The organism is Aureimonas endophytica (assembly GCF_014642635.1).
GTDB classification, from domain to species: Bacteria; Pseudomonadota; Alphaproteobacteria; order Rhizobiales; family Rhizobiaceae; genus Plantimonas; species Plantimonas endophytica.
On sequence record NZ_BMIQ01000005.1, the window covers coordinates 17,958 to 39,166 of the forward strand.

The window sequence follows — 21,209 nt, forward strand, 5'->3', positions numbered from 1 at the left end:
AAACAAAATAACGGTTCGGGAGGACCATCGCGATGCGTCGACTGGGCATTCATTCCTTCGTCTGGACGGGCGGCGGCACGCAGGCCGAACTGGAAACGGCGATGGAGAAGTCCGCGGAATGCGGCTTCCGGCTGATCGAGTTCGCTTACTTGCGCCCGGAGAAGTTCGACCTCGACCGGCTGGCGCAGCGCGCGAAGTCGCTCGATCTCGACATCGCGGTGACGATGGGCCTGACGCCCGAGACGGACGTCTCCAGCGAGGACCCGGAAGCGGTGAAGCGCGGCGAGGCGCTGCTCGCCGACGCGGTGAAGGCGGTGCGCGACATCGGCGGCTCGAAGCTCGGCGGCATCCTTTATTCGATGCACGGCAAGTACCGGACCATGCCGACGAAGCGCGGCTGGGAGAACAGCGTCGGCGCCATCGCCAAGACCGCCGCGGTCGCCGACGAGGCCGGCGTCGACATCGTGCTCGAGGTCGTGAACCGCTTCGAGACCAATCTCCTCAACACCACCGCGCAGGGCCTCGCCTTCGTCGAGGCGACCGGCTCCTCGTCGGTGCGGCTGCATCTCGACACCTTCCACATGAATATCGAGGAGGCCAATCCCGCCGCCGCCATCCGGCTCGCCGGCGACAAGATCGGCTATTTCCACATCGGCGAGAGCAATCGCGGCTATCTCGGCGACGGCGTCATCGACTTCGACCTGATCTTCGACGCGCTGCTCGACATCGACTACCAGCGCGACATCACCTTCGAGTCCTTCTCGAGCGCGGTGGTGGACGAAGGCCTCTCGCTCGCCTGCGCCATCTGGCGCGACACCTGGACCGACAACCAGCCGCTCGCCCGGCACGCCAAGGCCTATATCGACCTGAAGCGCGACGAAGCCGCCCGCCGCCGGGCGACGAACGCGCGGCCCTGACGGGAAGAACGGACCTGTTCCGGGAAGCCTCCCCCGTCCGCGACTAGCCTGATCTCCCCCCCTGAGGGGGAGATGGGCGGCAGCCCAGAGGGGGTGGCGAGCGTCAGCGAGGTCCCCCATCTCCACCGCCGCGCCATTCGAAGGCTATCGCCTTCGCACTCCCCTCTGCCTGCCGGCATCTCCCCCTCAAAGGGGGAGATCAAGCTCATCTCGGACGGTGGCGCCGATCGGAAGCCACCTGTCGCAAGAGCCCGCCGCTCGGCAGCCGGGAGTTGCCGGCCCGTCGCCCGGGCGGTATCACGGGCCTCGTCCCTCGCTGCGGAACGGCGCGCGGCGGACATGGAGACGCAGACGTGCAGGATCTCGCCTCGATCGCCAGCTCGCCGCGCCGCGTGCGCCAGAGCAACGAGGTCGCGGCGCTGCGGGCGCTTCACCAGTTCGGCCCGCTCAGCCGGGCGGAGCTCGCCCGCAAGCTGAACCTCAACCGTTCCTCCTCCGGCCATATCATCGCCGGCCTCACCGAGGACGGGCTGGTGCGCGAGGCGGCGCAGGACGAGCCGGAACCCGCCGGATCGGCGCGCCGCGCCGGGCGGCCCGGCATCCTCGTCCAGCTCGTGCCGGAGGCGATCTTCTTTCTCGGCGTCGAGATCGGCGTCGAGCATATCAACGTCGTCGAGCTGGATCTCGCCGCGCGCATCGTCTCGACCAGCGTCGAGGCGCTGGACGGGCCGTCGCTCGGCGTCGAGACGGCGGTAGAACGGGCGGTGCGCCAGGCCTTTCAGGCCATCCCGCAGGAGCGCTGGTCGCGCTGCGAGGGCATCGGCGTTTCCGTGCCGGCGCAGATGGACAAGAGCGGCTTCGTGCGCGTCGCGCCGCTCCTCGGCTGGCGCGACCTCCATCCCGCCGAACTCGTGCGCGGCGCCCTGCCGATCGCCGTGCCGGTCCTGGCGGAGAACGATGCCAACGCCTTCGCCATCGGGGCGACCTATGGGCGCAAGTCGCCGCTTGCCGGGGTCACCCTGTTCATCGTCCTCGAAAGCGGCGTCGGCGGCGGCATCATCGTCGACGGGACGCTGCTGCGCGGCGCGCACGGGCTGGCCGGCGAGATCGGCCATCTCCAGGTCGTCGGCGCCGAGCCGGGGCGCACGCTGGAACGGATCGTCGGCCTCGAAGGGCTGATCGCCGCCCATCGCAAGGCCTCCGGCCAGGCGGAAGCCGGCTTCGCCGCCTTTCTGGCCGAGGTGCGGGACCGCGTGCCGGGCGCCGTCGCCATCGCCGAGGAATGGGCGAAGGCGCTGGCCTTCGGCCTCGTCCAGGCCTGCCGCGTCGTCGATCCCGACCGCGTCGTGCTCGGCGGCTCGGTCGCGGCGCTCTATCCGCTGGTCGCGGCCCGCGTCGCCGCCCATCTCCAGCGCTTCCAGGCCGCGACCTTTCCGACGCCCTCCATCGAGGTCTACGAGGACGCCGCCTTCGGCGCCGCCCACGGCGCCGCCTGCATGATGCACCAGCGCTACCTCTCCATGGAAAGCCAACGCTTCGCCGAAGACCCGCCGGCTTTGTCGGCGACGGGCTAGGCCGGGCGCCCGGCGAAGGGGGTCCTGCCTGATGCCGCGCACCCACATCCGCGCCTGAGCCCGATCTCCCCCCTTGAGGGGGAGATGCCGGCAGGCAGAGGGGGGTGCGAAGGCGTCAGCCTTCGATCGGCTCGGCGTTGGAGACGGGGGACCTCGCTGGCGCTCGCCACCCCCTCCGGGCTGCCGCCCATCTCCCCCTCGAGGGGGGAGATCACGCAGCTTTCAGGTCTCGCATGTCCTGCATCCGAAGCGACGTACGGCATCGCCGCCCCGCCTCATCCCCCGCCCCTCATCGCCCATAATATGTTGCGCCTTGATACAATTCCCGTTAGACAAAGCGAGTCGGACCTTCGCGCGTCCGCGTCGGACAGGGATCTTGCCGCCTCGTCCCCCACGGGGCCGGGCAAAGGCGTCCCGTCCGCCCCGGCGCCGCCTTCGGGAGGGGCGGTGCCGTCACGGGAACAGGGAGGAGAAGCTCATGTCGCTCGGTCAATTCCGGCTCGACGGCAAGGTCGCGCTGATCACCGGAGGCAATCGCGGCATCGGGCTGGCGGTCGCCGAGATCTTCGGCGAGGCCGGCGCGAAATCGGTGCTGACGGCCCGGCGCGACAATCCGGAGGCCGACGCGCTGCTGAAGGGCAAGGGCTACGACTACGATTTCGTGTCGGCCGACGCCACCGATCCCGCGACGCCGGAGCGGCTGGTGCGGCACACGCTCGAGAAATACGGCCGCATCGACATCCTCGTGAACAATGCCGGCGTCGCCTCGCATGGCGAGACGCCCGATTTCGACGACGAGCGGCTGGAGCTGATCCTGTCGACCAATGTCGCCCAGGTCTTCCGCTTCTCGCGCGCCGCCCTGCCGGCGATGCGGCGCCAGGGCGAGGGCGTCATCCTGAATGTCGGCTCGATGTCGGGCTTCGCCACCAACATTCCCCAGCATCAGGTCGCCTATAACGGCTCGAAGGCGGCGGTCCACATGATGACCAAGAGCCTCGCCAGCGAGGTGGCGGCGGAGAATATCCGCGTCAACGCCGTGGCGCCGGGCTATATCGACACCGAAATGTCGCGCGGCGGCTTCACCAATCCCGAATGGGACCCGGTCTGGCGCAACGCCACGCCGATGGGCCGCTACGGCAGCGCGGAGGAAGTCGCGAACTGCGTGCTCTTCCTCTGCTCGCCGGCGGCGAGCTACGTTACCGGCTCGGTGCTGCTGATCGACGGCGGCTACACGACGCGCTGAGCGCGAAGCGAACGACGGCCACCGGCGCCTTGAGGAGAGCGCCGGGCGGCCCGCATCTCGGCAAACGAAGGGAGGATGAACATGACGGAACATCTGGCGGACAAGGTCGTCGCCATCACGGGCGCGGCCTCCGGCATCGGCCTCGCCTGCGCCGAGGCCTGCTTGCGCGAGGGCGCGACGGTCTTCCTGGTGGATCGCGCCGCCGACAAGCTCGAAAGCCTCGCCGCCTCGCTCGGGCCGAAGGCGATCCCGCTAGAGGTCGATCTCCTGAACCCGGCGAGCGTCGCGACGATGATGCCGCGCATCCTGGAAAAGGCGGGCCGGCTCGACGTCTTCCACGCCAATGCCGGCTCCTATATCGGCGGCGAGCTGCTCGACAGCCATCCCGACGACTGGGACCGCATGCTGAGCCTCAACGTCAACGCCGTGTTCCGCACCGTCCACGCGGTCCTGCCGCATATGGTGGAGCGCAAGACCGGCGACGTGATCGTCACCAGCTCGGTCTCCGGCCACGAGCCGATCCATTGGGAGCCGATCTATACCGCGTCGAAGAACGCGGTCTATGCCTTCGTCCATACCGTGCGGCGCCAGTTCGCCAAGCATGGCGTGCGCGTCGGCGCCGTGTCGCCCGGCCCGGTGATGACGGCGCTGGTGCAGGACTGGCCGAAGGAGAATCTCGACCGCGCCATCGCCGCCGGCAACCTGATGGAGGCCAAGGAGATCGGCGAGGCGGTGATCTTCATGCTGACGCGGCCGCGCAATGTCACGGTGCGCGACATCGTGATCCTGCCGGCGGGCTTCGACGTCTGAGCGCGGCACAGGCAAGGGAGACGGATATCATGCAGTTGAAGCGGTTCCGCGTCGATGGCGAGCTCGCCGTCGTTACCGGCGGCGGGCGGGGCATCGGCCTCGCCTGCGCCGAGGCGCTCGGCGAGGCCGGCGCGCGGCTCGTCCTGATCGAGCCGGACGAGAAGTCGGGCGAGGCGGGGCGCGACGCGCTGCGCGCCAAGGGCTACGAGGCCGAGGCGCTGGTCGGCGACGTCACCTCCTCCGCCCGGATGAACGAGATCGCCGACATGCTGGCCGCGCGCGGCACGCCGGCGACCATCCTCATCAACAATGCCGGCATCGGCGAAAGCGGCGTTCCCTCCGAGAACGTCACGGACGATGCCTGGCTGCGCATGATGAACGTCAACGTCAACGGCGTCTTCTGGTGCTCGCGCGCCTTCGGCCGGCACATGATCGCGGGCAGGCGCGGCGCCATCGTCAATCTCGGCTCGATGTCCGGCACGATCTGCAACCGGCCGCAGCCGCAGACGCCCTACAACGTCTCGAAGGCCGCCGTGCATCACATGACCCATTCCATGGCGGCCGAATGGGCGCCGCATGGCGTGCGGGTGAACGCGGTGGCGCCGACCTATATCGAGACGCCGATGGTGAACGCCAATCCGGCCAATCGCGACCGCATCCCGATCTGGCTGAACGACACGCCGATGGGCCGCATGGGCCAGGCCGAGGAAGTGGCGAGCGCGGTGCTCTTCCTCGCTTCCGACGCCGCCAGCCTGATGACCGGCGCCGTGGTGCCGGTGGATGGCGGCTTCACCTGCTGGTGAGACGGGACGCGGGCGACGAACGGACATGCTGATCGGCATCGACTGGGGCGGCACCAAGATCGAGGGTGTCGCCATGGAGCCGGACGGGCGCGAGCTCCTGCGGCTGCGCCGCGACACGCCGCGCCACGACTACGACGCCTGCCTGCGGCTCGTGGCCGAGGTGGTGGCGGGCCTCGAGGCCGAGACCGGCCGGAAGGGCTCGCTCGGCATCGGCATTCCCGGCTCGCTGGAGCCGCGAAGCCGGCTCGGCAAGGGCGCGAGCTCGACCTGGATCCTCGGCAAGCCGGTGGAGGCGGATCTGCGCGCCGTGCTCGGCCGCGAGATCCGGGTCGAGAACGACGCCGACTGCTTCGCCGCCTCCGAGGCGGTGGACGGGGCGGGCCAGGGTCACAATGTCGTCTTCGCCGTGATCCTCGGCTCCGGCATCGGCGCCGGCATCGCGGTCGGCGGCCGGGCCCATCACGGGCCGAACAACAGCGGCGGCGAATGGGGCCACAATCCCCTGCCCTTCCCGGACATCACGGAACTACCCGGCCGGCCCTGCTATTGCGGCCGGCACGGCTGCCTGGAGACCTGGGCCTCGGGCCGCGCCTTCGAGGCGGAATACGAGCGCCATACCGGGCGCGAACTGAAGGCGGCCGAGATCATGGCGCAGAAGCGTGCCGGCGACCGCCTGTCGGGCCTCCTCTGGGACCGCTATGTCGATCGCGTGGCGCGGGGCCTCGCCACCGTCGTCAACACGCTCGATCCCGACATCCTGGTGATGGGCGGCGGCATGTCGAATGTCGACGAGCTCTATACGGACCTGCCGCCGGCGCTCGCCAAGCGCACCTTCTCCACCGTCTTCCATACGCCGATCCGCCGCGCGGCGCATGGCGATTCCAGCGGCGTGCGCGGCGCGGCCTGGCTGTGGCGCGAGACGTGAAACCGGAAGGAACCAGCATGGACCGCGACGCGATCGCCGCGCGCTACGAATTCGGCCTTAAGCTCGTCCGCGAGGCGGGCGATCTGGCGCTCGGCTATGCCCGTTCGCGCGGCGAACTGACGATCCGCGAGAAGGGCCTCCAGGACATGGCGAGCGAGGCCGATGTCGAGACCGAGACGCTGATCCGCGCCCGGCTCGCCGAGGCCTTCCCGGAGGACGCCTTTCTCGGCGAGGAGACGGGCCTCTCGGCCTACGAGCCCGGCCAGGGCATCTGGGTGGTCGATCCGATCGACGGCACGCAGCCCTTCGTCTCCGGTCTCGCCAGCTGGTGCGTCTCGATCGCCTTCGTGCAAGGGGACGAGCTGCGCTTCGGCATGGTGAACGCCCCGGCGCGCGGCGAGCTCTTCGCCGGCGGCATCGGCTTTCCGGCGACGCTCAACGGCGCCCCCGTCGAGCGCCATCCCGGCCGCTCGGTGCGGGAGGGCATCACCGCCACCGGCTATTCGATGCGCGTGCCGCCGGACCAGTTCCTGCCGCCCTTCGAGCGGCTGCTGAAGGCCGGCGGCGTCTTCTATCGCGACGGCTCGGGCGCGCTGATGCTCTGCGACGTCGCCTGCGGCCGGCTCCTCGGCTACATGGAACAGCACATCAATTCCTGGGACTGCCTCGGCGCCATCGCCGTCATCCGCGCCGCCGGCCTCGTCACCAACGACTTCCTGGCGAATGACGGGCTGCACAAGGGCAACCCGATCGTCGCCGGCAACGAGAGCGTCTATCGGGAACTCGACGCAATCATGCGGGGGTGAGGCGCCGCCTCTCCGTCCGCTTCGGGAGGAGAGGCCGGCGGCCGGCGGCGCAGTCCGCGCCGTGAGGGCGGTACGGTCTCAGCCGAGCGCCTGGTTGGTCAGCCCGAAGGTCCGGGCCGGGCCGGTCGCCGGCGGCGTGCCGCGCGTCATCTGGACGACCCGATCGACCTGCGCGAGGCCGCAGGCCTCCACGAAATCGACGAAGGCGCCCTCGCGCTCGGGCGTGTCGACGCGCAGGAACATGGCTTCATGCGCGCGCATGAAGAAGGCGGCGAGCGCGATGGCGTCCTCGGGCGCCCGCGCCACGATCGGGCCGATGACGCGGCCCCGGCCGAAGGGCCGGCAGATCGCGAAGCCATCCGGCGCCGCGCCGGGCGCGCCCAGCACCACGGCGCTGCCGACGCGCTTCAGCTCCGCCAGCATGCGCGCGCGGTCGCCGCCGATCGCCTCCGCGTCGAGCCGCGCGATCGCCGCCCAGTCCGCCTCCTCGGCCGGGCGGACGCGCGGATCCTCCGGCAGGGACGGCGGTTCGGCGAGACCCTGATATTGCGTGATCGTCTGGCTGGCGCGGAAGCCTTCCGATTCGTAGAGCCGCTGGCCGGCGGCCGTCGCGACGAGGCGGATGGTGCGCGTGCCCGCCGCCGCGAAGATCTCGCGCATCAGGCGCCGTCCGGTGCCGCGCCCCTGGAGGCGCGGCGAGACGATGACCATGCCGATCGTCGCCAGATCCTCGCCGAAGGGCCACCACATGGCCGAGCCCATCACCCGCCCGCCCTCGTCGGTGGCGACGAGACCGTGGCCGATCTCCAGGACGAAACGCCAGTCGTCCGGCCGGTGCGGCCAGCGCACCTCCACCGAAAGCGCGTGGACGGCATCGATATCGCCCGGCTCCATCGCCCGCAGCCGGTTCAGTTCGATGGTCGAACCTGCCATGTCATGTCTCTCCCCGGCCGCCCGGCTCAGAATTCGATGAGAACGCTCTTGTGGCGCTGGTTGGCCTCGAAGGCCGCCCGGCCGAGATCCTTGCCGATGCCGGAACGCTTGTAGCCGCCGGTCGGCAGGACGAAGTCGCCGGTGCGGCCGTAGCGGTTGATCCAGACCGTGCCGGCCTGGAGACGCCGCATCGCCCGCATCGCCTTGCCGATGTCGCCGGTATGGATGCCGGCCGCAAGCCCGTAGTCGGGATGATCGGCAAGGGCGATGCCCTCCTCCTCCGTCGTGAAGCTCTGGACGGTGAGGACGGGGCCGAAGATCTCCTCGCGCGCCGCCGGCATGTCGGGCGTGACGTCCACAAGGATGGTCGGCTGGTAGAAGGCGCCGGCATTCCGCGCCATCGGCGCCCCGCCGACCAGCACCCTCGCGCCCCTGGCGACGCTGCGCCGCACGATATCGTCGATCCGCTCCATCTGCCGGCGCGAGACGATCGGCGCGAATGTCGTCGCCGCGTCCCAGGTCTCGCCCGGCGCGACGGCCGCGAAGCGGGCCGCGAGCGCGTCGAGAAGCGGCGCCTCCACCCCCTTCTCGACCACGAGCCGCGAACCGGCGACGCAGACCTGGCCGGCATTGTAGAGGATCGAGCCGGCGACATGGCCGGCCGTCCGCTCGACATCGGGAATGTCGGCGAAGACGAGCTGCGGGCTCTTGCCGCCGAGCTCCAGCGTCACCGGCTTGATCCCTGAGGCGGCGCTTGCCGCCATGATCGCGGCGCCGGTCGCGGTCGAGCCGGTGAAGGAGATCTTGGCGACGAGCGGATGGCGGCAGAGCGCGTCGCCCGTCCGGCGCCCGTCGCCCTGGACGACGTTGAGAAGGCCTTCCGGCAGGCCCGCCTCCACGGCGAGTTCGGCGAGGCGGACGGTGGAGAAGGGCGTCAGCTCGGACGGCTTCACCACCACGGCATTGCCGGCGGCGAGCGCCGCCCCCGCCTTCCACGACACCATGGAGAGCGGGAAGTTCCAGGGCGTCACCGCCGCGCAGACGCCATAGGGCTCGGCGACGACGAGGCCGAGATGGTCGGCCCGCGTCGCCGCGACCTCGCCGCCCGCCTTGTCGGCATATTCGGCGAAGAAGCGGAAGGCCTCCGCCGTCGCCGGCACGTCATAGGCCATGGCGGCCGCGATCGGCCGGGTGGAGGCGACGGCCTCGACGCGGCCGAGCGCCTCGCCCTCCGCCTCGATGCGGTCGGCGAAGCGTTGGAGGAGGCGCGCCCGCTCGCGCGGCGCCATCCGGCCCCAGCCGCTCTCCGCCTGCGCCCGCGCCGCGTCCGCGACGGCGCGGTCCACCAGCGCGGCACCGGCGACGGGAAGCTCGGCGATCGCCGCCTCGTCGGAAGGGCGGCGGACGGTCAGCGTCGCCGCGCCCTCGGCGACGAGCCGGCCGCCGATGAAATGGCCGTTCGGCAGGCGGACGCCGGCGGGATCGAAGGATTGCGCCATGGTCAATATCCCGCCGCCCAGCGCGTCACGTCCGCCGCGTTCTCCTCGCCGGCGAAGAGGCCGGCGATGCGCTCGCCGAGAAGCGGTCCGAACTTGAACATCTGCCCGTCGCAATCGGTGACGACGAGGCCCTGCCCGGCCGCCTCCAGGCGGAAGCGGCGCTCCGGCGCCAGCACGTAATAGCCGAGTTGGAGGCGGAGCGGGCGGTAGGCCTCGGCCTGCCGGAAATAGGGCGCGAAGGGCGCGAGGATCGCCCGCGATTCCGCCGCGAAATCCGCCTCGAAGCCCTCGACATCCGGCCGCGCCCGGCGGCGATGGGCGCTGTAGCCGATCTTCAGGCCGGCGCCGCGCCGGTCGGGCAGCGAATAGCCGGTATGGTCGCCGAGCGTGACGATCGGCGGCGCGGCGCGCCAGGCCTCGGCATAGGCGGCGGGCGGATCGAGATAGAGCAGCGCCTGTCGATAGGCCGGGGCTTCGCCATAGGCCTCCGGCATCAGGCCGGGCAGCCAGGCGCCGGCCGCGACGAGGAGATGGTCGGCGGCGATCTCGCTGCCGTCGGCGCGCCAGGCGAGGCCGCGCGCCGGATCGACGCGGGCGACGCGGCAATTCTCCTCCAGCCGCGCGCCCTTGACGCGCAGCCAGTCGGCGAGCTCGGCGACGATCCGGTCGGCGAAGAGCGGCCCGGCCGGCTCGGCGAGGACGCCGAAAGCGCCGTCCGGCAGGTCGAGATGCGGCATCAGCCGCGCCAGCGCCGCGCCCTCCACCACCTCGTGCGGCAGGCCGGCGGCGCGAAAGCTCGCCAGGGTCCTGTCGGCATAGTCGCCCGGCTCCAGCGAGATGGCGACCGCGCCGGTATTCTCGAAATGCGCGGCGCCGAGATCGTCCCAGAGCCGGTCCCAGGCGGCGAAGGCGGGCGCCACCATGCGGGCATAGCCGGTGGCGTCGCCGTAATGCGGCCGGATCATGCGGTGCCGGTCGACCGAGGCGCCGCGCGGATTGGGGATCGGCCCCTGGTCGAGGACATGGACCTCGTGCCCGCGCTTCAGCATGGCGCGCGCGACGGACAGGCCGACGATGCCTCCCCCGACGATGGTGATGCGGCTCATGGATGGGTTCCGTTCGATGGCGATCCGCCGGTCAGGCCGGACGGTGGATGGCATAGACCTTGGCGACATGCTCCCGGCTTTCCCAGGAACAGGTGGCGCCGGCCTCGACCAGGAAGGTGTCGCCCGTCGCGAAACTCGCCTCGCGCCCCGCCTCGTCGACGAAGGTCACGGAGCCGGCGAGGAGATGCATCAGCTCCACATGGCGATAGAGCATCGGGCGGCGGTGATAGGGCGTCGAATCCCAGACCCCGCAGACGAATTCGCCGTCGGCGGAGCGGTAATCCGTATGGTTGCGGCAGGACGGGGTCTCGCCGACGAGAAGTTCGGCGAGCGGCGCGCCGGACGGGGCGAGTTCGGCTTCGAGGTCGATCGGCACGAGGGCCGCGCCGGACGCCCCCGGCGCCGCATAGGTCATGACGACGAGCCGCGCCGCGCCGTCCACCCGCCAGGCGAAGGACAGGCCCTTCGCAAGCACGAAGCTCTCGCCGGCGGCGAAGCGCCGCTCCGCGCCGTCCGGCCGGGTCACGGCGATCGCGCCGGACAGGACGAGGACGAATTCGTCGGCGGGCAGCGCCTCGACATGGCCGCCGTCGACGGCGAGCGACAGGGCGGCCACCGTCACCGGGCCGGGGGCCAGCGGCAGGAAGCGCCGCGAAAAGGTCCAGGCGCCCCCGGCGCCGGCGCCCTCCAGCGCGGCGGTCCCGGCCTCGGGATCGGCCGCGAAGGCGCTAAGATCGTGGAAGGTGCGGAGGGCGACGGCGCGCGGCAGCGCGCTCACAGGCCGACGAGCCCCGGCAGGCCGCCGAGATCGGCGATCTCATGCGTCGAATAGGTGGGATTGGAGGGCTCGTGGCGGCGGTTGACGAAGACGCGGGCGCCGAAATGCATGTCATGCGCCGTCATCAGGTCGTAGCGGAAGGAGGAGGAGCAGTGCATCACCTCCTCCGGCCGCGCGCCGAGCACGTCCAGCATATATTCGAAGCCCCGCATGCGCGGCTTGTAGGCGCCGGTCTCCTCCGCCGTGATCACCTTGTGGAACGGCGCCTCGAGCTTCTCGATCGAGGGCGGGATGAGATCGATCATCGAATTGGTGAGGCCGACGATCGGGATCTCCCGGGCGACGCGCGTCAGCGGCGCCACCACGTCGGGATGCGGCCCCCAGGTCGGCACGGCGGCATAGACCGCCTCGGCGTCGCTGTCGCGATAGTCGATGCCGTGCAGTTTGCAGCTGCGGATCAGCGCGTTGGCGACGACATCCTTGTAGGGCTGCCAGGCGCCCAGCACCTCGTCCAGGCGGAAGGACGAGAAGTCGGCGATGAAGGCGTCCATCCGCTCGGCCGGCACGCGCCCGGCATAGAGGCGGCGGGCGACGGGCGCCATCTCGAAATAGATCAGCGTGCCATAGCAGTCGAAGGTGATGAACTTCGGGCGGAAGGCGGCCATCGCAATCTCCGGGGCTCTCGCGGCGGGACGAACCCGCCCGCCGAAGAGAAGACTAGCCGGCGCGACGCGCGGTTGACGCCGGATCCAGCCCCTCCGGCAGGCCGATCCTGTCGTTCGCCGCGACCCTTTCGGCAGGATGTGCCGCCGGTCCCGGCTAGAGTCGCGGGCGACGCAACGGTGAGGCATCCGACGTGACGAGACCCCGTTTCCGCCGCCTGAAGGAGACCGGACGGCGCGCCATCGCGATCGAGGTGGACGGCCGCCCGGTCGCCGCGCTGGAGGGCGACACGCTGATGGTGGCGGTGCTTCTGTCGGGCGGCGCGCTGCGCCAGTCCGAGTTCGGCGACGGCCCGCGCGCCGGCTTCTGCCTGATGGGCGCCTGCCAGGACTGCTGGATGTGGACGCCGGAAGGCCAGCGGCTGCGCGCCTGCACCACGCGCGCCGAGAACGGCATGCGCGTTTCCACCACCCTTCCCTCGGAGGCGGCATGGCCGCTGCCGGCATGAGCGCGCCGAAGGTCGTCGTCGTCGGCGCCGGGCCGGCGGGCATCCGCGCCGCCGAGCGGCTGGCGGCGGCGGGGCTGCGTCCGACCGTCATCGACGAGGCGCCCCGCGCCGGCGGCCAAATCTATCGCCGCCCGCCGGAGGAGCACGCCCGCGATCACCGCGCGCTCTATGGCTTCGACGCCGGCCGCGCCGAGGCGCTGCATGCGAGCTTCGCGGCGCTTTCCGGCCGGATCGACCATCGCCCCGAGACGCTCGCCTGGAACCTCCGGGACAAGGTGCTGCATGTCGCGCGCGACGGCCTGTCCGAGGCGCTGCCCTTCGACGCGCTGGTGCTCGCCACCGGCGCGACCGACCGGCTCCTGCCCGTCGCCGGCTGGACGAAGCCCGGCTGCTACACGCTCGGCGGCGCGCAGATCGCGCTGAAGGCGCAGGGCTGCGCCATCGGCACCCGCACCGTCTTCCTCGGCACCGGACCGCTTCTCTATCTCGTCGCCTTCCAATATGCGGCGGCGGGCGCGGGCGTCGCGGCGGTGCTCGACACCGCCCCCTTCGCCGGGCAGATCCGGGCGCTGCCGAAGCTCGCCATCCGGCCGGAATTCCTGGCGCGCGGGCTCTATTTCCGCGCGGCGCTGGCGGCGAAGGGCATTCCCGTCGCCCATGGCGTGACGCCGCTCGCCATCGAGGGCGCGGAGGGCGTCGAGCGCCTGCGTTGGCGCGACAAAGCCGGGCGCGAACGGGTGACGGAGGCCGATGCCGTCGGGCTCGGCTTCCACCTGCGCTCCGAGACGCAGCTCGCCGATCTCGCCGGCTGCCCCTTCACCTTCGACGCGGCGACGCGGAGCTGGCGCCCGGAGGTGGACGAGGACGGGCGCAGCCCGCGGGAGGGCGTCTATCTCGCGGGCGACGGCATCCGCATTCTCGGCGCCGACGCGGCCGAAACGGCGGGGCGCCTCGCGGCGCTGGCGCTTCTCGCCGATCTCGGCCGCGCGCCGCCGGAGGCGGAGGTCCGGGCCGCCCGCCGCGTCATGCGGAAAATGGCGCGGTTCCGCGACGGGCTGGCGGAGGCCTTTCCCTGGCCGGCGCATCTGGCGCGCGGCATCGCCGACGACACGCTGCTCTGCCGCTGCGAGGCGATCACCGCCGGGGAGCTGCGGGAGGCGGCCCGCGCCAAGGGCGCGCCGGAGCTGAACCGGGCGAAGGCCCTGTCGCGCGTCGGCATGGGCCGCTGCCAGGGCCGCTTCTGCGGCCAGGCCGCCGCCGAGATCCTCGCCGAGGCGACGGGCGGCGCGCTGGACGCCGCCGGACGGCTGCGCGGCCAAGCGCCGGTGAAGCCCTTGTCCATCGCCACCGTCGCGGGAGACGCGCCATGAGCCGGGGTTTCGACGTCGTCGTGGTCGGCGGCGGCATCATGGGCTGCGCCTCCGCCTTCTTCCTGCGCCGTCGCGGCCTGTCCGTCGCGCTGCTCGAACGCGGCCTCACCGGCCAGCAGGCGAGCGGCACGAATTTCGGCAATGTCCGGCGCCAGGGCCGCTATCTGCACCAGCTGCCGCTGGCCAACCGGGCGCGGGCCATCTGGGGGCGCCTGCCGGAGCTGATCGGCGAGGACTGCGAATTCGTCCCTTCCGGCCATCTGCGCGTCGCCTATGCGGCGGCGCAGGCCGAGAAGCTGGAAGCCTATGCGCGGGACGCCGCGCCGCTCGGCCTGGAGCTGGAGATGATCAGTGCCAACGCGCTGCGCGACCGCTATCCCTATCTCGGACGCGAGGTGGTGGCGGGCTGCCTCGCGCCGGTCGACGGGCATGCCAATCCACGCCTCGCCGCGCCCGCCTTCGGCCGCGCCGCCGCGCGGGACGGCGCGCGGGTCGAGGAGGGCTGCGAGGTCCTCTCGATCGCGAAGACGGGCGAGGATTTCGAGGTGGAGACACGGGAGAAGGGCACGTTCCGCGCCCCGGTCGTCCTCGTCACGGCCGGCGCCTGGGGCGGCCGTCTCGCCGAAGCCTTCGGCGAGAGCGTGCCGCTTTCGGTCCACGGGCCGCAGATGGCGGTGACGGAGCCCCTGCCCTATCGCCTTGGCCCGACCTTCGGCGTCTCGACGCCGCATGTCTTCGAGACGGTCTATTTCCGGCAGGTCAAGCGCGGCAACATCGTCTATGGCGGCTCGACGCGCGGCCCGGCCTCGAACGAGACGAACCGCGCCGCCGTCCTGCCCGAGAACATTCTCGGCCAGTTCGCGCAGATGCGCCGGGTGATGCCGGGCCTTGCCGCCGTCAACATCATCCGCAGCTGGAGCGGCGTCGAGAGCTACCTGCCCGACGACGTGCCGATCATGGGGCCGAGCGGGCGGGTGCCGGGCCTCTTCTACGCCTTCGGCTTCTGCGGCGCCGGGTTCCAGATCGGCCCCGGCGTCGGCGAGGTGATGGCCGAGCTGATCGCGACCGGCGCCACCTCGACGCCGATCGCGCCCTATGCCATCTCCCGCTTCGCGCAAGGACAGGCCGCATGACGCGCCCGATCGTCGCCTACAAGTCCGATCCCCGGCGCGGCGCCGTCTGGCACGAGGTCTTCGCGCGCGAGGCGCCGGAGCTCGAACTTCTCGACTGGGCGGCCGGCGACGCCCGTGCGGCGGCGGCCTCCTATCTCGTCGCCTGGACGCCGCCGGACGAACTGCCCCGCGCCCTGCCGAGGCTGGAGGCGCTGTTCTGCATCGGCGCCGGCATCGACCACATGCCGCTCGCCGGCCTGCCGGACAGCGTCGCGCTGGTGCGGATGGTCGATCCGGCGCTGGCGCGCTCCATGGCCGAATATGTCGTCCTCGCCGTTCTCGCGCTGCATCGCGACTGGCCGGCCTACCGCACCGACCAGGCGGCGGGCCGCTGGCAGGCGCGGCCCCTCGCGCTCGCCGCGAACCGCAGGGTCGGAGTGATGGGGCTCGGCGAGATGGGACGCGCCGGCCTCGAGGCGCTGCGGCCCTTCGGCTTCCCCTTGCGGGGCTGGAGCGCCTCGCCGAAGGCCATTCCGGGCGTCGACTGCTTCGCCGGCCCGGCGGAGCTCGCCGCCTTCCTCGCCGAGACCGACATCCTCGTCTGCCTCCTGCCCCTGACGGAGGAGACGCGCGGCATCCTGAACGCTTCGACCTTCGCGGCGCTGCCGCGCGGCGCCGGTCTCGTCAACGCCGCCCGGGGCGGGCATCTCGTCGAGGCTGATCTCCTCGCGGCGCTGGCGGAGGGACGGATCGCGGCCGCCGTGCTCGACGTCCTCTCGCCCGAGCCGCCGCCGCCCGACCATCCGCTCCTCGCCCATCCCGCCGTGATCGCGACGCCGCATGTGGCAAGCGCCACCCATCCCGAAAGCGCGGCGCGGCAGGTGATCGCCGGTATCCGCGCCCATCGCGCCGGCCGGCCGATTCCGAACCGGGTCGATCGCCGCCAGGGCTATTGAGGCGGCGCGCCGTCAGGCCGGCTCCATCTCCTGCTTCTTGCGCAGGGCATTGGCCTTTTCCAGCGTGCGCACCGGATCGCCGAAATGGCGGTCCAGCTCGGCGAGCGCCGGCTCGGCCTCGCCCGCCGCGATCAGCCGGGCGAGAAGGTCGTGCTCGTCGAGGAGCGCCGCGTTCTCGCGATAGCCGCCCATCAGCATCTGGAGGCAGAGCCGCGTCTCGGCCTGGAGCGTGGCGAAGGAGCGCGACAGCCGCTCGCTGCCGGCCTCGTCGACGATCCGGCGGTGGAAGCGCATGTCGAGATCGGCGACGCTCGGCCAGTCCCCGCGCCCGGCCGCGAGCGTCATCTCCTTCACGATGGCGCCGAGATCCGCGACCACCGACGCGCGGTCCGGCTTGCCCATCACCCGGCGCATGGCCAGGAGCTCCAGGGACTTGCGCACGAAATAGATGTCGAGAAGATCGGCCGGCGAGAGTTCGGGCACGAAGACGCCGCGATGCGGCTCGGAGCGCAGCAGCCCTTCCTGGATCAGGCGTTGCAGGGCCTCGCGCACCGGTCCCCGGCTGACGCCGTAGCCATTCGCCAGCTCCATCTCGTTCAGCTGCGAGCCGAGGGGAAAGGTGCCGTCGAGAATGGCGCCGCGGATCTGCTGCGCGATCTGCCCGGACAGCGTCGTCCGCACGATGCGCTTCGGCGCGAGGCCCTTACCGGCCGTGTCTCTGTCGGGCATGGTGCGCTCGTTCCGTCCTGTCGTCGACAATCCTAATGCAGGACATCCTGAAGGCGATAGTAGGCGCCGATGAAGGGCAGGAACCAGGGCGGGCCGAAATGGCCGGGAATCGCCTTCCATTCGAGCCCAGCGAAGGGATTGCGCTCGGCCCGGCCGTCCAGCACCTCGGCCATCACCGTTCCCATATGCGTCGCCATCTGGGTGCCGTGGCCGCTATAGCCCATCGAATAGAACAGGCCATCGCGCTCGCCAGCGCGCGGCAGGCGGTCGGAGGTCATGTCGACGACGCCGCCCCAGCAATAGTCGATGCGCGCCCCGGCGAGTTCGGGAAAGACCTCGCCGAGCTTCTTTCGCAGGATGCGGCCGCTCTTCTGGTCGGACAGGGGGTTGGACACGGCGAAGCGCGCCCGGCCGCCGAAGAGCAGGCGGTCGTCCGGCGTGATGCGGAAATAGGTGCCGACATTCTTGGAATCGGTCGCCATGCGCCGGGTGGGCATCAGGCGGGCGATCACCTCCGGTGCGAGCGGTTCGGTGACGATGATGAAGGAGCCGATCGGCACGATGCGCCGGCGGATCCAGCCGAGCGGGCCGATGCCGGACGTGCCGGTCGCGAGCAGCACCTGCCCCGCCAGCAGCCGGCCGCGCGGCGTCGTCACCTCGTGGGCGCCGCCGACGATCCGCTTCAGCCCCGTCACCGGCGCGCGCTCGAAGATCGCCGCGCCGCGCTGCGCGGCCGCCGTGGCGAGGCCGCGCGCGAACCGGCCGACATGAAGGCCGGCGCTCTTCTTGTAGACGAGCCCGCCATGAAAGGCGTCCGAGCCGATCTCGGCGGAGAGATCCTGGCGCGTCACCAGCATCGTGTCGGGATCGGCGGCGGCCGAGACGGCCTCGAAGGTGCGCCGCAGCTTGTCGAAATGCTCGGGCTTGGCGGCGAGCTTCAGCTTGCCGGCGCGGCGGAAGTCGCAGTCGATTCCCTCCTCGGCGACGAGACGCTCCACCGTGTCGACCGCCGCGTCATAGGCGCGGTAGAGCGCGGTGGCGCGCTCAGGCCCCAGCGTCGCGGCCGCGCCGCGAAAGTCGAGCGCGAAGCCGTTGTTGCACTGGCCGCCATTGCGCCCGGAGGCGGCCCCGCCGATCTCGGCGGCTTCGAGAAGGGCGACGCGCGCGCCCTTGCGCGCCAGCGACAGGGCCGCCGACAGGCCGGTGAAGCCGCCGCCGACCACCGCCACGTCGAAACGGCCGTCGACCGGCCCCTCGGCGCCGAGCGTGAAGGGCGGCGCCGTGTCCAGCCAATAGGATGCGAGCTTCATGGGATCGGCCTGTGAGACGGGGCGCGCCGGGACGGGCCATGCCCGCCCGCGCCGCCTTTCCCCCGCATCATCGGGATGATCGTATAATTGTCAACAATAATAATGCCGACCTTGGTTTGGATCATGTCAGCCGGTCGAAGAGGCGCAGCAGCAGGGCGCGGCATTCGGCGAGCTCGGCCTCGGCGATCGATTCGTCCGGCCGATGCGCCTCGGCGATCGAGCCGGGACCGCAGATGATCGCGGGAATGCCAGCCGCTTGGAACAGGCCGGCCTCGGTGCCGTAGCTGACGGCGCCTTCCGGCGCGTGGCCGGCGAGATCGGCGACGAGCCGGGCGAGGTCCGATCCGCCCGGCAGGTCGAGCGCCGGATAGGCGGCGAGCGTCTCGCATTCGGCCGAGGCGAGGTCGCGCCCCGCGACGATGCCGGCGACCGCCGCCTCGACTTGGGCTTCGATCGCGGCCGGATCGACGCCCGGCACCGCCCGCGCCTCCCAGTCGAGGCGGCAGGCGTCCGGCACGATATTGACGCCGCTGCCGCCGGCGATGATCCCGACCTGGAGCGTCGAGACGGGCGGCGCGAAGTCGTGGTGGAACGGGCCGTCGGCCGCGAAACGCGCATGGAGGTCGCGGATGGCGAGCACCGCCTCGGCCGCGAGATGGATGGCGTTCTCGGCGAGATCGGGCCGCGAGGAATGGCCGGCGCGCCCCCGCAGCGTGATCTTCCCGGCGACCTTGCCCTTGTGGCGCAACACCGGACGCAGCTCCGACGGCTCGCCGATGATCGCGCCGAGCGGCGGAGCGCAGAGATCCGGCAGGCGGGCGAGAAGGTGCCGCACGCCGACGCAGCCGATCTCCTCGTCATAGGACAGCGCCACGTGGAGCGGCCGTTCGAGATCCGCCGGCAGGGCCGCCAGCGCCGACAGGACGGTGGCGACGAAGCCCTTCATGTCGCAGGCGCCGCGCCCGATCAGCCGGCCGTCCCGCCGGCGCAGCGTGAAGGGATCGCCGGTCCAGCCGTCCTGATCGGCGGGCACCACGTCGAGATGGCCGGACAGGACATAGCCCGGCCGGTCGCGAGGGCCGAAGCTCGCGAAGAGATTCGCCCGGTCGCCCTCGGGGCCCGGCAGCACCGTCACCGCCGCGCCGAGCGCTTCGAGCCGATCTTTCGCGAAAGCGACGATCTCGCCGTTCGGCCGGCGGCAGACCGAGGGAAAGGCGACGAGACGCGCCAGAAGGTCGGCCGGCGAGAGATCCATGGCAAGGGCTTCCAGTCACACGAGAAATGGCGGCGGCGCCGGGTCCGGCCCGAGGGCCGGTCGGCCGCGGGGCCGAGCAGAGGCCAAATTACCGTCGATTATGATTGTTGACAATCAGAACCGTTTGGTGCTGATTGTTTGTGCCGCCGCCAATCTGCCGAAGAATGCGGCGCCGCAGCATCCGCGACATGCCCGGCCGATCCCGCGATCCGGCCATCCCGCCGCCCCCCGTGGCCGACATCCCGCGAACCCGAAGGTCGAACGCATGCCGAAGCTCTCCGATTCCGCATTCGAGGCGCTGCCGTCCGGCGACCGCCATTTCGTCCTCGACGCCCTGCGGCGCGGCGCGCAGCGGCGCGACATCCTGAAGCTCCTCGGTCTCGCCGGCATGAGCGCGGCGCTCGGCGGCTCGGTCCTGTCCGGCGCGACGCGCGCCTTCGCCGCCGAGCCGAAGAAGGGCGGCTCGATCCGCGTCGCGAGCTACGCCGCCTCCAGCGCCGACATGCTGGACCCGGCCAAGAGCTCCAACGCCTCCGACTACGTGCGCTGCAACTTCCTCTATAACGGCCTCACCCGCATCGACGAGACCGGCGCGCCGGTGCCCGAGCTTGCCGAGACGGTCGAGACCAAGGACGCCAAGACCTGGATCTTCAAGCTGCGGAAGGGCGTCACCTTCCATGACGGCAAGGCGCTGACCGCCGAGGACGTCGTCTTCTCGCTGAAGCGCCATCTCGATCCGGCCGTCGGCTCCAAGGGCGCCAAGCTCGCCGCGCAGATGGCCGAGATCTCGGGCTCGGGCCAGGAGGTGACGATCGCGCTGACCGGCCCGAATGCCGACTTCCCCGCCATCCTCGGCACCAGCCAGTTCCTGATCGTGCCGAAGGGCACGGAGGACTTCTCGAAGGGCATCGGCACCGGCCCGTTCAAGCTGGCCGAGTTCCAGCCGGGCGTGCGCACGCTCGTCACGCGCAACGACAACTACTGGCGCAATGGCGGCCCGCATCTCGACCAGATCGAGTTCTTCGGCCTCGCCGACGAGCAGGCCCGCGTCAACGCGCTGATGTCGGGCGACGTGCAGCTCGCCTCCACCATCAATCCGCGCTCGCTGAACGTCCTGGAGGGCTCCGGCGGCTTCGAGGTGCTGCAGACCAGCGCCGGCAACTACACCAATCTCATCCTGCGGCTGGACGACGGCCCGGGCAAGAATCCGGATTTCGTGCTCGGCATGAAATATCTGATGAACCGCGATCTCATCCGCTCGGCGATCTATCGCGGCTATGCCGAGATCGCCAACGACCAGCCGATCCCGGCCTCGAACCGCTTCCATGCCGACCTGCCGCAGCGCCCCTTCGATCTCGACAAGGCGAAGTTCCACTTCGGCAAGGCCGGCGTCCTCGGCCAGACCATCCCGGTCGTCGCCTCGCCGGCGGCCGACAATTCGGTCGAGATCGCGACGCTGATGCAGCAGGAGGCCAAGAAGATCGGCCTCACGCTCGACATCCAGCGCGTGCCGTCCGACGGCTACTGGTCGAACTACTGGATGAAGGCGCCGGTCGGCTTCGGCAACATCAATCCGCGCCCGACCGCCGATCTGCTGCTCAGCCTGTTCTATCTCTCCAATGCCGACTGGAACGAGTCGCGCTGGAAGAACGAGCGCTTCGACCAGCTCGTCGTCGGCGCCCGCGCCGAGACGGACGAGGCGAAGCGCCGCCAGATGTATCACGACGCCCAGGCCCTCATCCAGGAGGAGTCCGGCGTGATCATCCCGACCTTCATCTCCAATATCGACGTCCACGCGAAGACGCTGAAGGGCCTGAAGCCGATGCCGACCGGGCCGCTGATGGGCTATGCCTTCGGCGAGCATGTCTGGCTCGACGCCTGATCGACCCTCGCCATCCGCCGGCCCCGGCGG

Annotated in this window: 20 protein-coding genes; 12 read left to right on the forward strand and 8 right to left on the reverse strand. The window is 71.2% G+C overall.

Going from position 1 to position 21,209, the window contains the following annotated elements; genetic code table 11:
• The first annotated feature begins 32 nt into the window (after positions 1 to 32).
• From IEY14_RS15765 to IEY14_RS15795, 7 genes are all read left to right on the forward strand, one after another.
• The gene (locus IEY14_RS15765) at positions 33 to 917 is read left to right on the forward strand and encodes a sugar phosphate isomerase/epimerase family protein (protein ID WP_188910164.1); all 885 of its coding nucleotides are present in this window, start codon (positions 33 to 35) and stop codon (positions 915 to 917) included.
• Positions 918 to 1,270: 353 nt separating this feature from the next.
• A complete protein-coding gene (locus tag IEY14_RS15770; protein WP_188910165.1) occupies positions 1,271 to 2,491 on the forward strand; it encodes an ROK family transcriptional regulator in 1,221 nt (406 codons plus the stop codon).
• A 478-nt stretch (positions 2,492 to 2,969) separates the two neighbouring features.
• Positions 2,970 to 3,734, forward strand: a complete 765-nt coding sequence (locus IEY14_RS15775; protein ID WP_188910166.1) for an SDR family NAD(P)-dependent oxidoreductase — start codon at positions 2,970 to 2,972, stop codon at positions 3,732 to 3,734.
• Between the two features lie 81 nt (positions 3,735 to 3,815).
• The gene (locus IEY14_RS15780) at positions 3,816 to 4,544 is read left to right on the forward strand and encodes an SDR family oxidoreductase (RefSeq protein WP_188910167.1); all 729 of its coding nucleotides are present in this window, start codon (positions 3,816 to 3,818) and stop codon (positions 4,542 to 4,544) included.
• A 29-nt stretch (positions 4,545 to 4,573) separates the two neighbouring features.
• The gene (locus tag IEY14_RS15785) at positions 4,574 to 5,347 is read left to right on the forward strand and encodes an SDR family NAD(P)-dependent oxidoreductase (protein ID WP_188910168.1); all 774 of its coding nucleotides are present in this window, start codon (positions 4,574 to 4,576) and stop codon (positions 5,345 to 5,347) included.
• 25 nt (positions 5,348 to 5,372) lie between these two features.
• Positions 5,373 to 6,272 (forward strand): ROK family protein, encoded by a 900-nt coding sequence (locus IEY14_RS15790; RefSeq protein WP_188910169.1) that lies wholly within the window; start codon positions 5,373 to 5,375, stop codon positions 6,270 to 6,272.
• Between the two features lie 17 nt (positions 6,273 to 6,289).
• Entirely contained in the window at positions 6,290 to 7,078 is a 789-nt protein-coding gene (locus IEY14_RS15795; protein ID WP_188910171.1) for an inositol monophosphatase family protein, read from the forward strand.
• A gap of 78 nt (positions 7,079 to 7,156) precedes the next feature.
• Here IEY14_RS15795 and IEY14_RS15800 read toward each other — a convergent pair whose 3' ends face one another.
• The 5 genes from IEY14_RS15800 to IEY14_RS15820 are packed head-to-tail and all read right to left on the reverse strand — an operon-like array spanning position 7,157 to position 12,059.
• Positions 7,157 to 8,011: a GNAT family N-acetyltransferase gene (locus tag IEY14_RS15800; protein WP_188910173.1), complete on the reverse strand. Its 855-nt coding sequence runs from the start codon at positions 8,009 to 8,011 to the stop codon at positions 7,157 to 7,159.
• Between the two features lie 26 nt (positions 8,012 to 8,037).
• The gene (locus IEY14_RS15805) at positions 8,038 to 9,510 is read right to left on the reverse strand and encodes an aldehyde dehydrogenase family protein (protein ID WP_188910176.1); all 1,473 of its coding nucleotides are present in this window, start codon (positions 9,508 to 9,510) and stop codon (positions 8,038 to 8,040) included.
• 2 nt (positions 9,511 to 9,512) lie between these two features.
• The gene (locus tag IEY14_RS15810) at positions 9,513 to 10,685 is read right to left on the reverse strand and encodes an NAD(P)/FAD-dependent oxidoreductase (protein ID WP_373288987.1); all 1,173 of its coding nucleotides are present in this window, start codon (positions 10,683 to 10,685) and stop codon (positions 9,513 to 9,515) included.
• Positions 10,648 to 11,394, reverse strand: coding sequence for a cupin domain-containing protein (locus IEY14_RS15815; protein ID WP_188910180.1), 747 nt, complete (start codon positions 11,392 to 11,394; stop codon positions 10,648 to 10,650). Before IEY14_RS15815 ends, IEY14_RS15810 begins: the two co-directional genes overlap by 38 nt.
• Entirely contained in the window at positions 11,391 to 12,059 is a 669-nt protein-coding gene (locus IEY14_RS15820) for a haloacid dehalogenase type II (RefSeq protein ID WP_188910182.1), read from the reverse strand. Before IEY14_RS15820 ends, IEY14_RS15815 begins: the two co-directional genes overlap by 4 nt.
• Positions 12,060 to 12,250: 191 nt before the next feature.
• Between IEY14_RS15820 and IEY14_RS15825 the strand changes: the two genes are divergently transcribed.
• From IEY14_RS15825 to IEY14_RS15840, 4 genes are read left to right on the forward strand one after another with little or no spacing between them, the layout of a single operon-like run.
• Positions 12,251 to 12,565, forward strand: coding sequence for a (2Fe-2S)-binding protein (locus tag IEY14_RS15825; protein ID WP_188910184.1), 315 nt, complete (start codon positions 12,251 to 12,253; stop codon positions 12,563 to 12,565).
• Positions 12,562 to 13,935, forward strand: a complete 1,374-nt coding sequence (locus tag IEY14_RS15830; RefSeq protein WP_188910772.1) for an FAD/NAD(P)-dependent oxidoreductase — start codon at positions 12,562 to 12,564, stop codon at positions 13,933 to 13,935. Before IEY14_RS15825 ends, IEY14_RS15830 begins: the two co-directional genes overlap by 4 nt.
• Positions 13,932 to 15,068 (forward strand): NAD(P)/FAD-dependent oxidoreductase, encoded by a 1,137-nt coding sequence (locus IEY14_RS15835; protein ID WP_188910186.1) that lies wholly within the window; start codon positions 13,932 to 13,934, stop codon positions 15,066 to 15,068. The genes IEY14_RS15830 and IEY14_RS15835 overlap by 4 nt, the downstream gene beginning before the upstream one ends.
• The gene (locus tag IEY14_RS15840; RefSeq protein WP_188910188.1) at positions 15,065 to 16,003 is read left to right on the forward strand and encodes a 2-hydroxyacid dehydrogenase; all 939 of its coding nucleotides are present in this window, start codon (positions 15,065 to 15,067) and stop codon (positions 16,001 to 16,003) included. The genes IEY14_RS15835 and IEY14_RS15840 overlap by 4 nt, the downstream gene beginning before the upstream one ends.
• 12 nt (positions 16,004 to 16,015) lie before the next feature.
• Here IEY14_RS15840 and IEY14_RS15845 read toward each other — a convergent pair whose 3' ends face one another.
• From IEY14_RS15845 to argE, 3 genes are all read right to left on the reverse strand, one after another.
• Complete coding sequence (locus tag IEY14_RS15845) at positions 16,016 to 16,732, reverse strand: GntR family transcriptional regulator (protein WP_188910190.1); 717 nt, start codon at positions 16,730 to 16,732, stop codon at positions 16,016 to 16,018.
• Positions 16,733 to 16,764: 32 nt separating this feature from the next.
• Positions 16,765 to 18,042, reverse strand: coding sequence for an NAD(P)/FAD-dependent oxidoreductase (locus IEY14_RS15850; protein WP_188910191.1), 1,278 nt, complete (start codon positions 18,040 to 18,042; stop codon positions 16,765 to 16,767).
• A 121-nt stretch (positions 18,043 to 18,163) separates the two neighbouring features.
• The gene (gene argE / locus IEY14_RS15855; protein WP_188910193.1) at positions 18,164 to 19,297 is read right to left on the reverse strand and encodes an acetylornithine deacetylase; all 1,134 of its coding nucleotides are present in this window, start codon (positions 19,295 to 19,297) and stop codon (positions 18,164 to 18,166) included.
• A 265-nt stretch (positions 19,298 to 19,562) separates the two neighbouring features.
• On the opposite strand from argE, the gene IEY14_RS15860 reads away from it, so the two are divergent.
• Positions 19,563 to 21,179 carry an ABC transporter substrate-binding protein gene (locus IEY14_RS15860; protein ID WP_188910195.1) on the forward strand — a complete coding sequence of 539 codons (1,617 nt, stop codon included), beginning with the start codon at positions 19,563 to 19,565 and terminating at the stop codon, positions 21,177 to 21,179.
• The last annotated feature ends 30 nt before the right edge of the window (positions 21,180 to 21,209 follow it).

Bases quoted from the DNA above. Each gene is read 5' to 3' on its own strand.
- IEY14_RS15790 (WP_188910169.1), top strand. From the start codon at position 5,373: ATGCTGATCGGCATCGACTGGGGCGGCACCAAGATCGAGGGTGTCGCC.
- IEY14_RS15860 (WP_188910195.1), top strand. From the start codon at position 19,563: ATGCCGAAGCTCTCCGATTCCGCATTCGAGGCGCTGCCGTCCGGCGAC.
- IEY14_RS15840 (WP_188910188.1), top strand. From the start codon at position 15,065: ATGACGCGCCCGATCGTCGCCTACAAGTCCGATCCCCGGCGCGGCGCC.
- IEY14_RS15775 (WP_188910166.1), top strand. From the start codon at position 2,970: ATGTCGCTCGGTCAATTCCGGCTCGACGGCAAGGTCGCGCTGATCACC.
- IEY14_RS15800 (WP_188910173.1), bottom strand. From the start codon at position 8,011: ATGGCAGGTTCGACCATCGAACTGAACCGGCTGCGGGCGATGGAGCCG.
- IEY14_RS15830 (WP_188910772.1), top strand. From the start codon at position 12,562: ATGAGCGCGCCGAAGGTCGTCGTCGTCGGCGCCGGGCCGGCGGGCATC.
- IEY14_RS15765 (WP_188910164.1), top strand. From the start codon at position 33: ATGCGTCGACTGGGCATTCATTCCTTCGTCTGGACGGGCGGCGGCACG.
- IEY14_RS15805 (WP_188910176.1), bottom strand. From the start codon at position 9,510: ATGGCGCAATCCTTCGATCCCGCCGGCGTCCGCCTGCCGAACGGCCAT.
- IEY14_RS15810 (WP_373288987.1), bottom strand. From the start codon at position 10,685: ATGTCGCCAAGGTCTATGCCATCCACCGTCCGGCCTGACCGGCGGATC.
- IEY14_RS15795 (WP_188910171.1), top strand. From the start codon at position 6,290: ATGGACCGCGACGCGATCGCCGCGCGCTACGAATTCGGCCTTAAGCTC.
- IEY14_RS15850 (WP_188910191.1), bottom strand. From the start codon at position 18,042: ATGAAGCTCGCATCCTATTGGCTGGACACGGCGCCGCCCTTCACGCTC.
- IEY14_RS15835 (WP_188910186.1), top strand. From the start codon at position 13,932: ATGAGCCGGGGTTTCGACGTCGTCGTGGTCGGCGGCGGCATCATGGGC.
- argE (WP_188910193.1), bottom strand. From the start codon at position 19,297: ATGGATCTCTCGCCGGCCGACCTTCTGGCGCGTCTCGTCGCCTTTCCC.
- IEY14_RS15780 (WP_188910167.1), top strand. From the start codon at position 3,816: ATGACGGAACATCTGGCGGACAAGGTCGTCGCCATCACGGGCGCGGCC.
- IEY14_RS15845 (WP_188910190.1), bottom strand. From the start codon at position 16,732: ATGCCCGACAGAGACACGGCCGGTAAGGGCCTCGCGCCGAAGCGCATC.
- IEY14_RS15820 (WP_188910182.1), bottom strand. From the start codon at position 12,059: ATGGCCGCCTTCCGCCCGAAGTTCATCACCTTCGACTGCTATGGCACG.
- IEY14_RS15785 (WP_188910168.1), top strand. From the start codon at position 4,574: ATGCAGTTGAAGCGGTTCCGCGTCGATGGCGAGCTCGCCGTCGTTACC.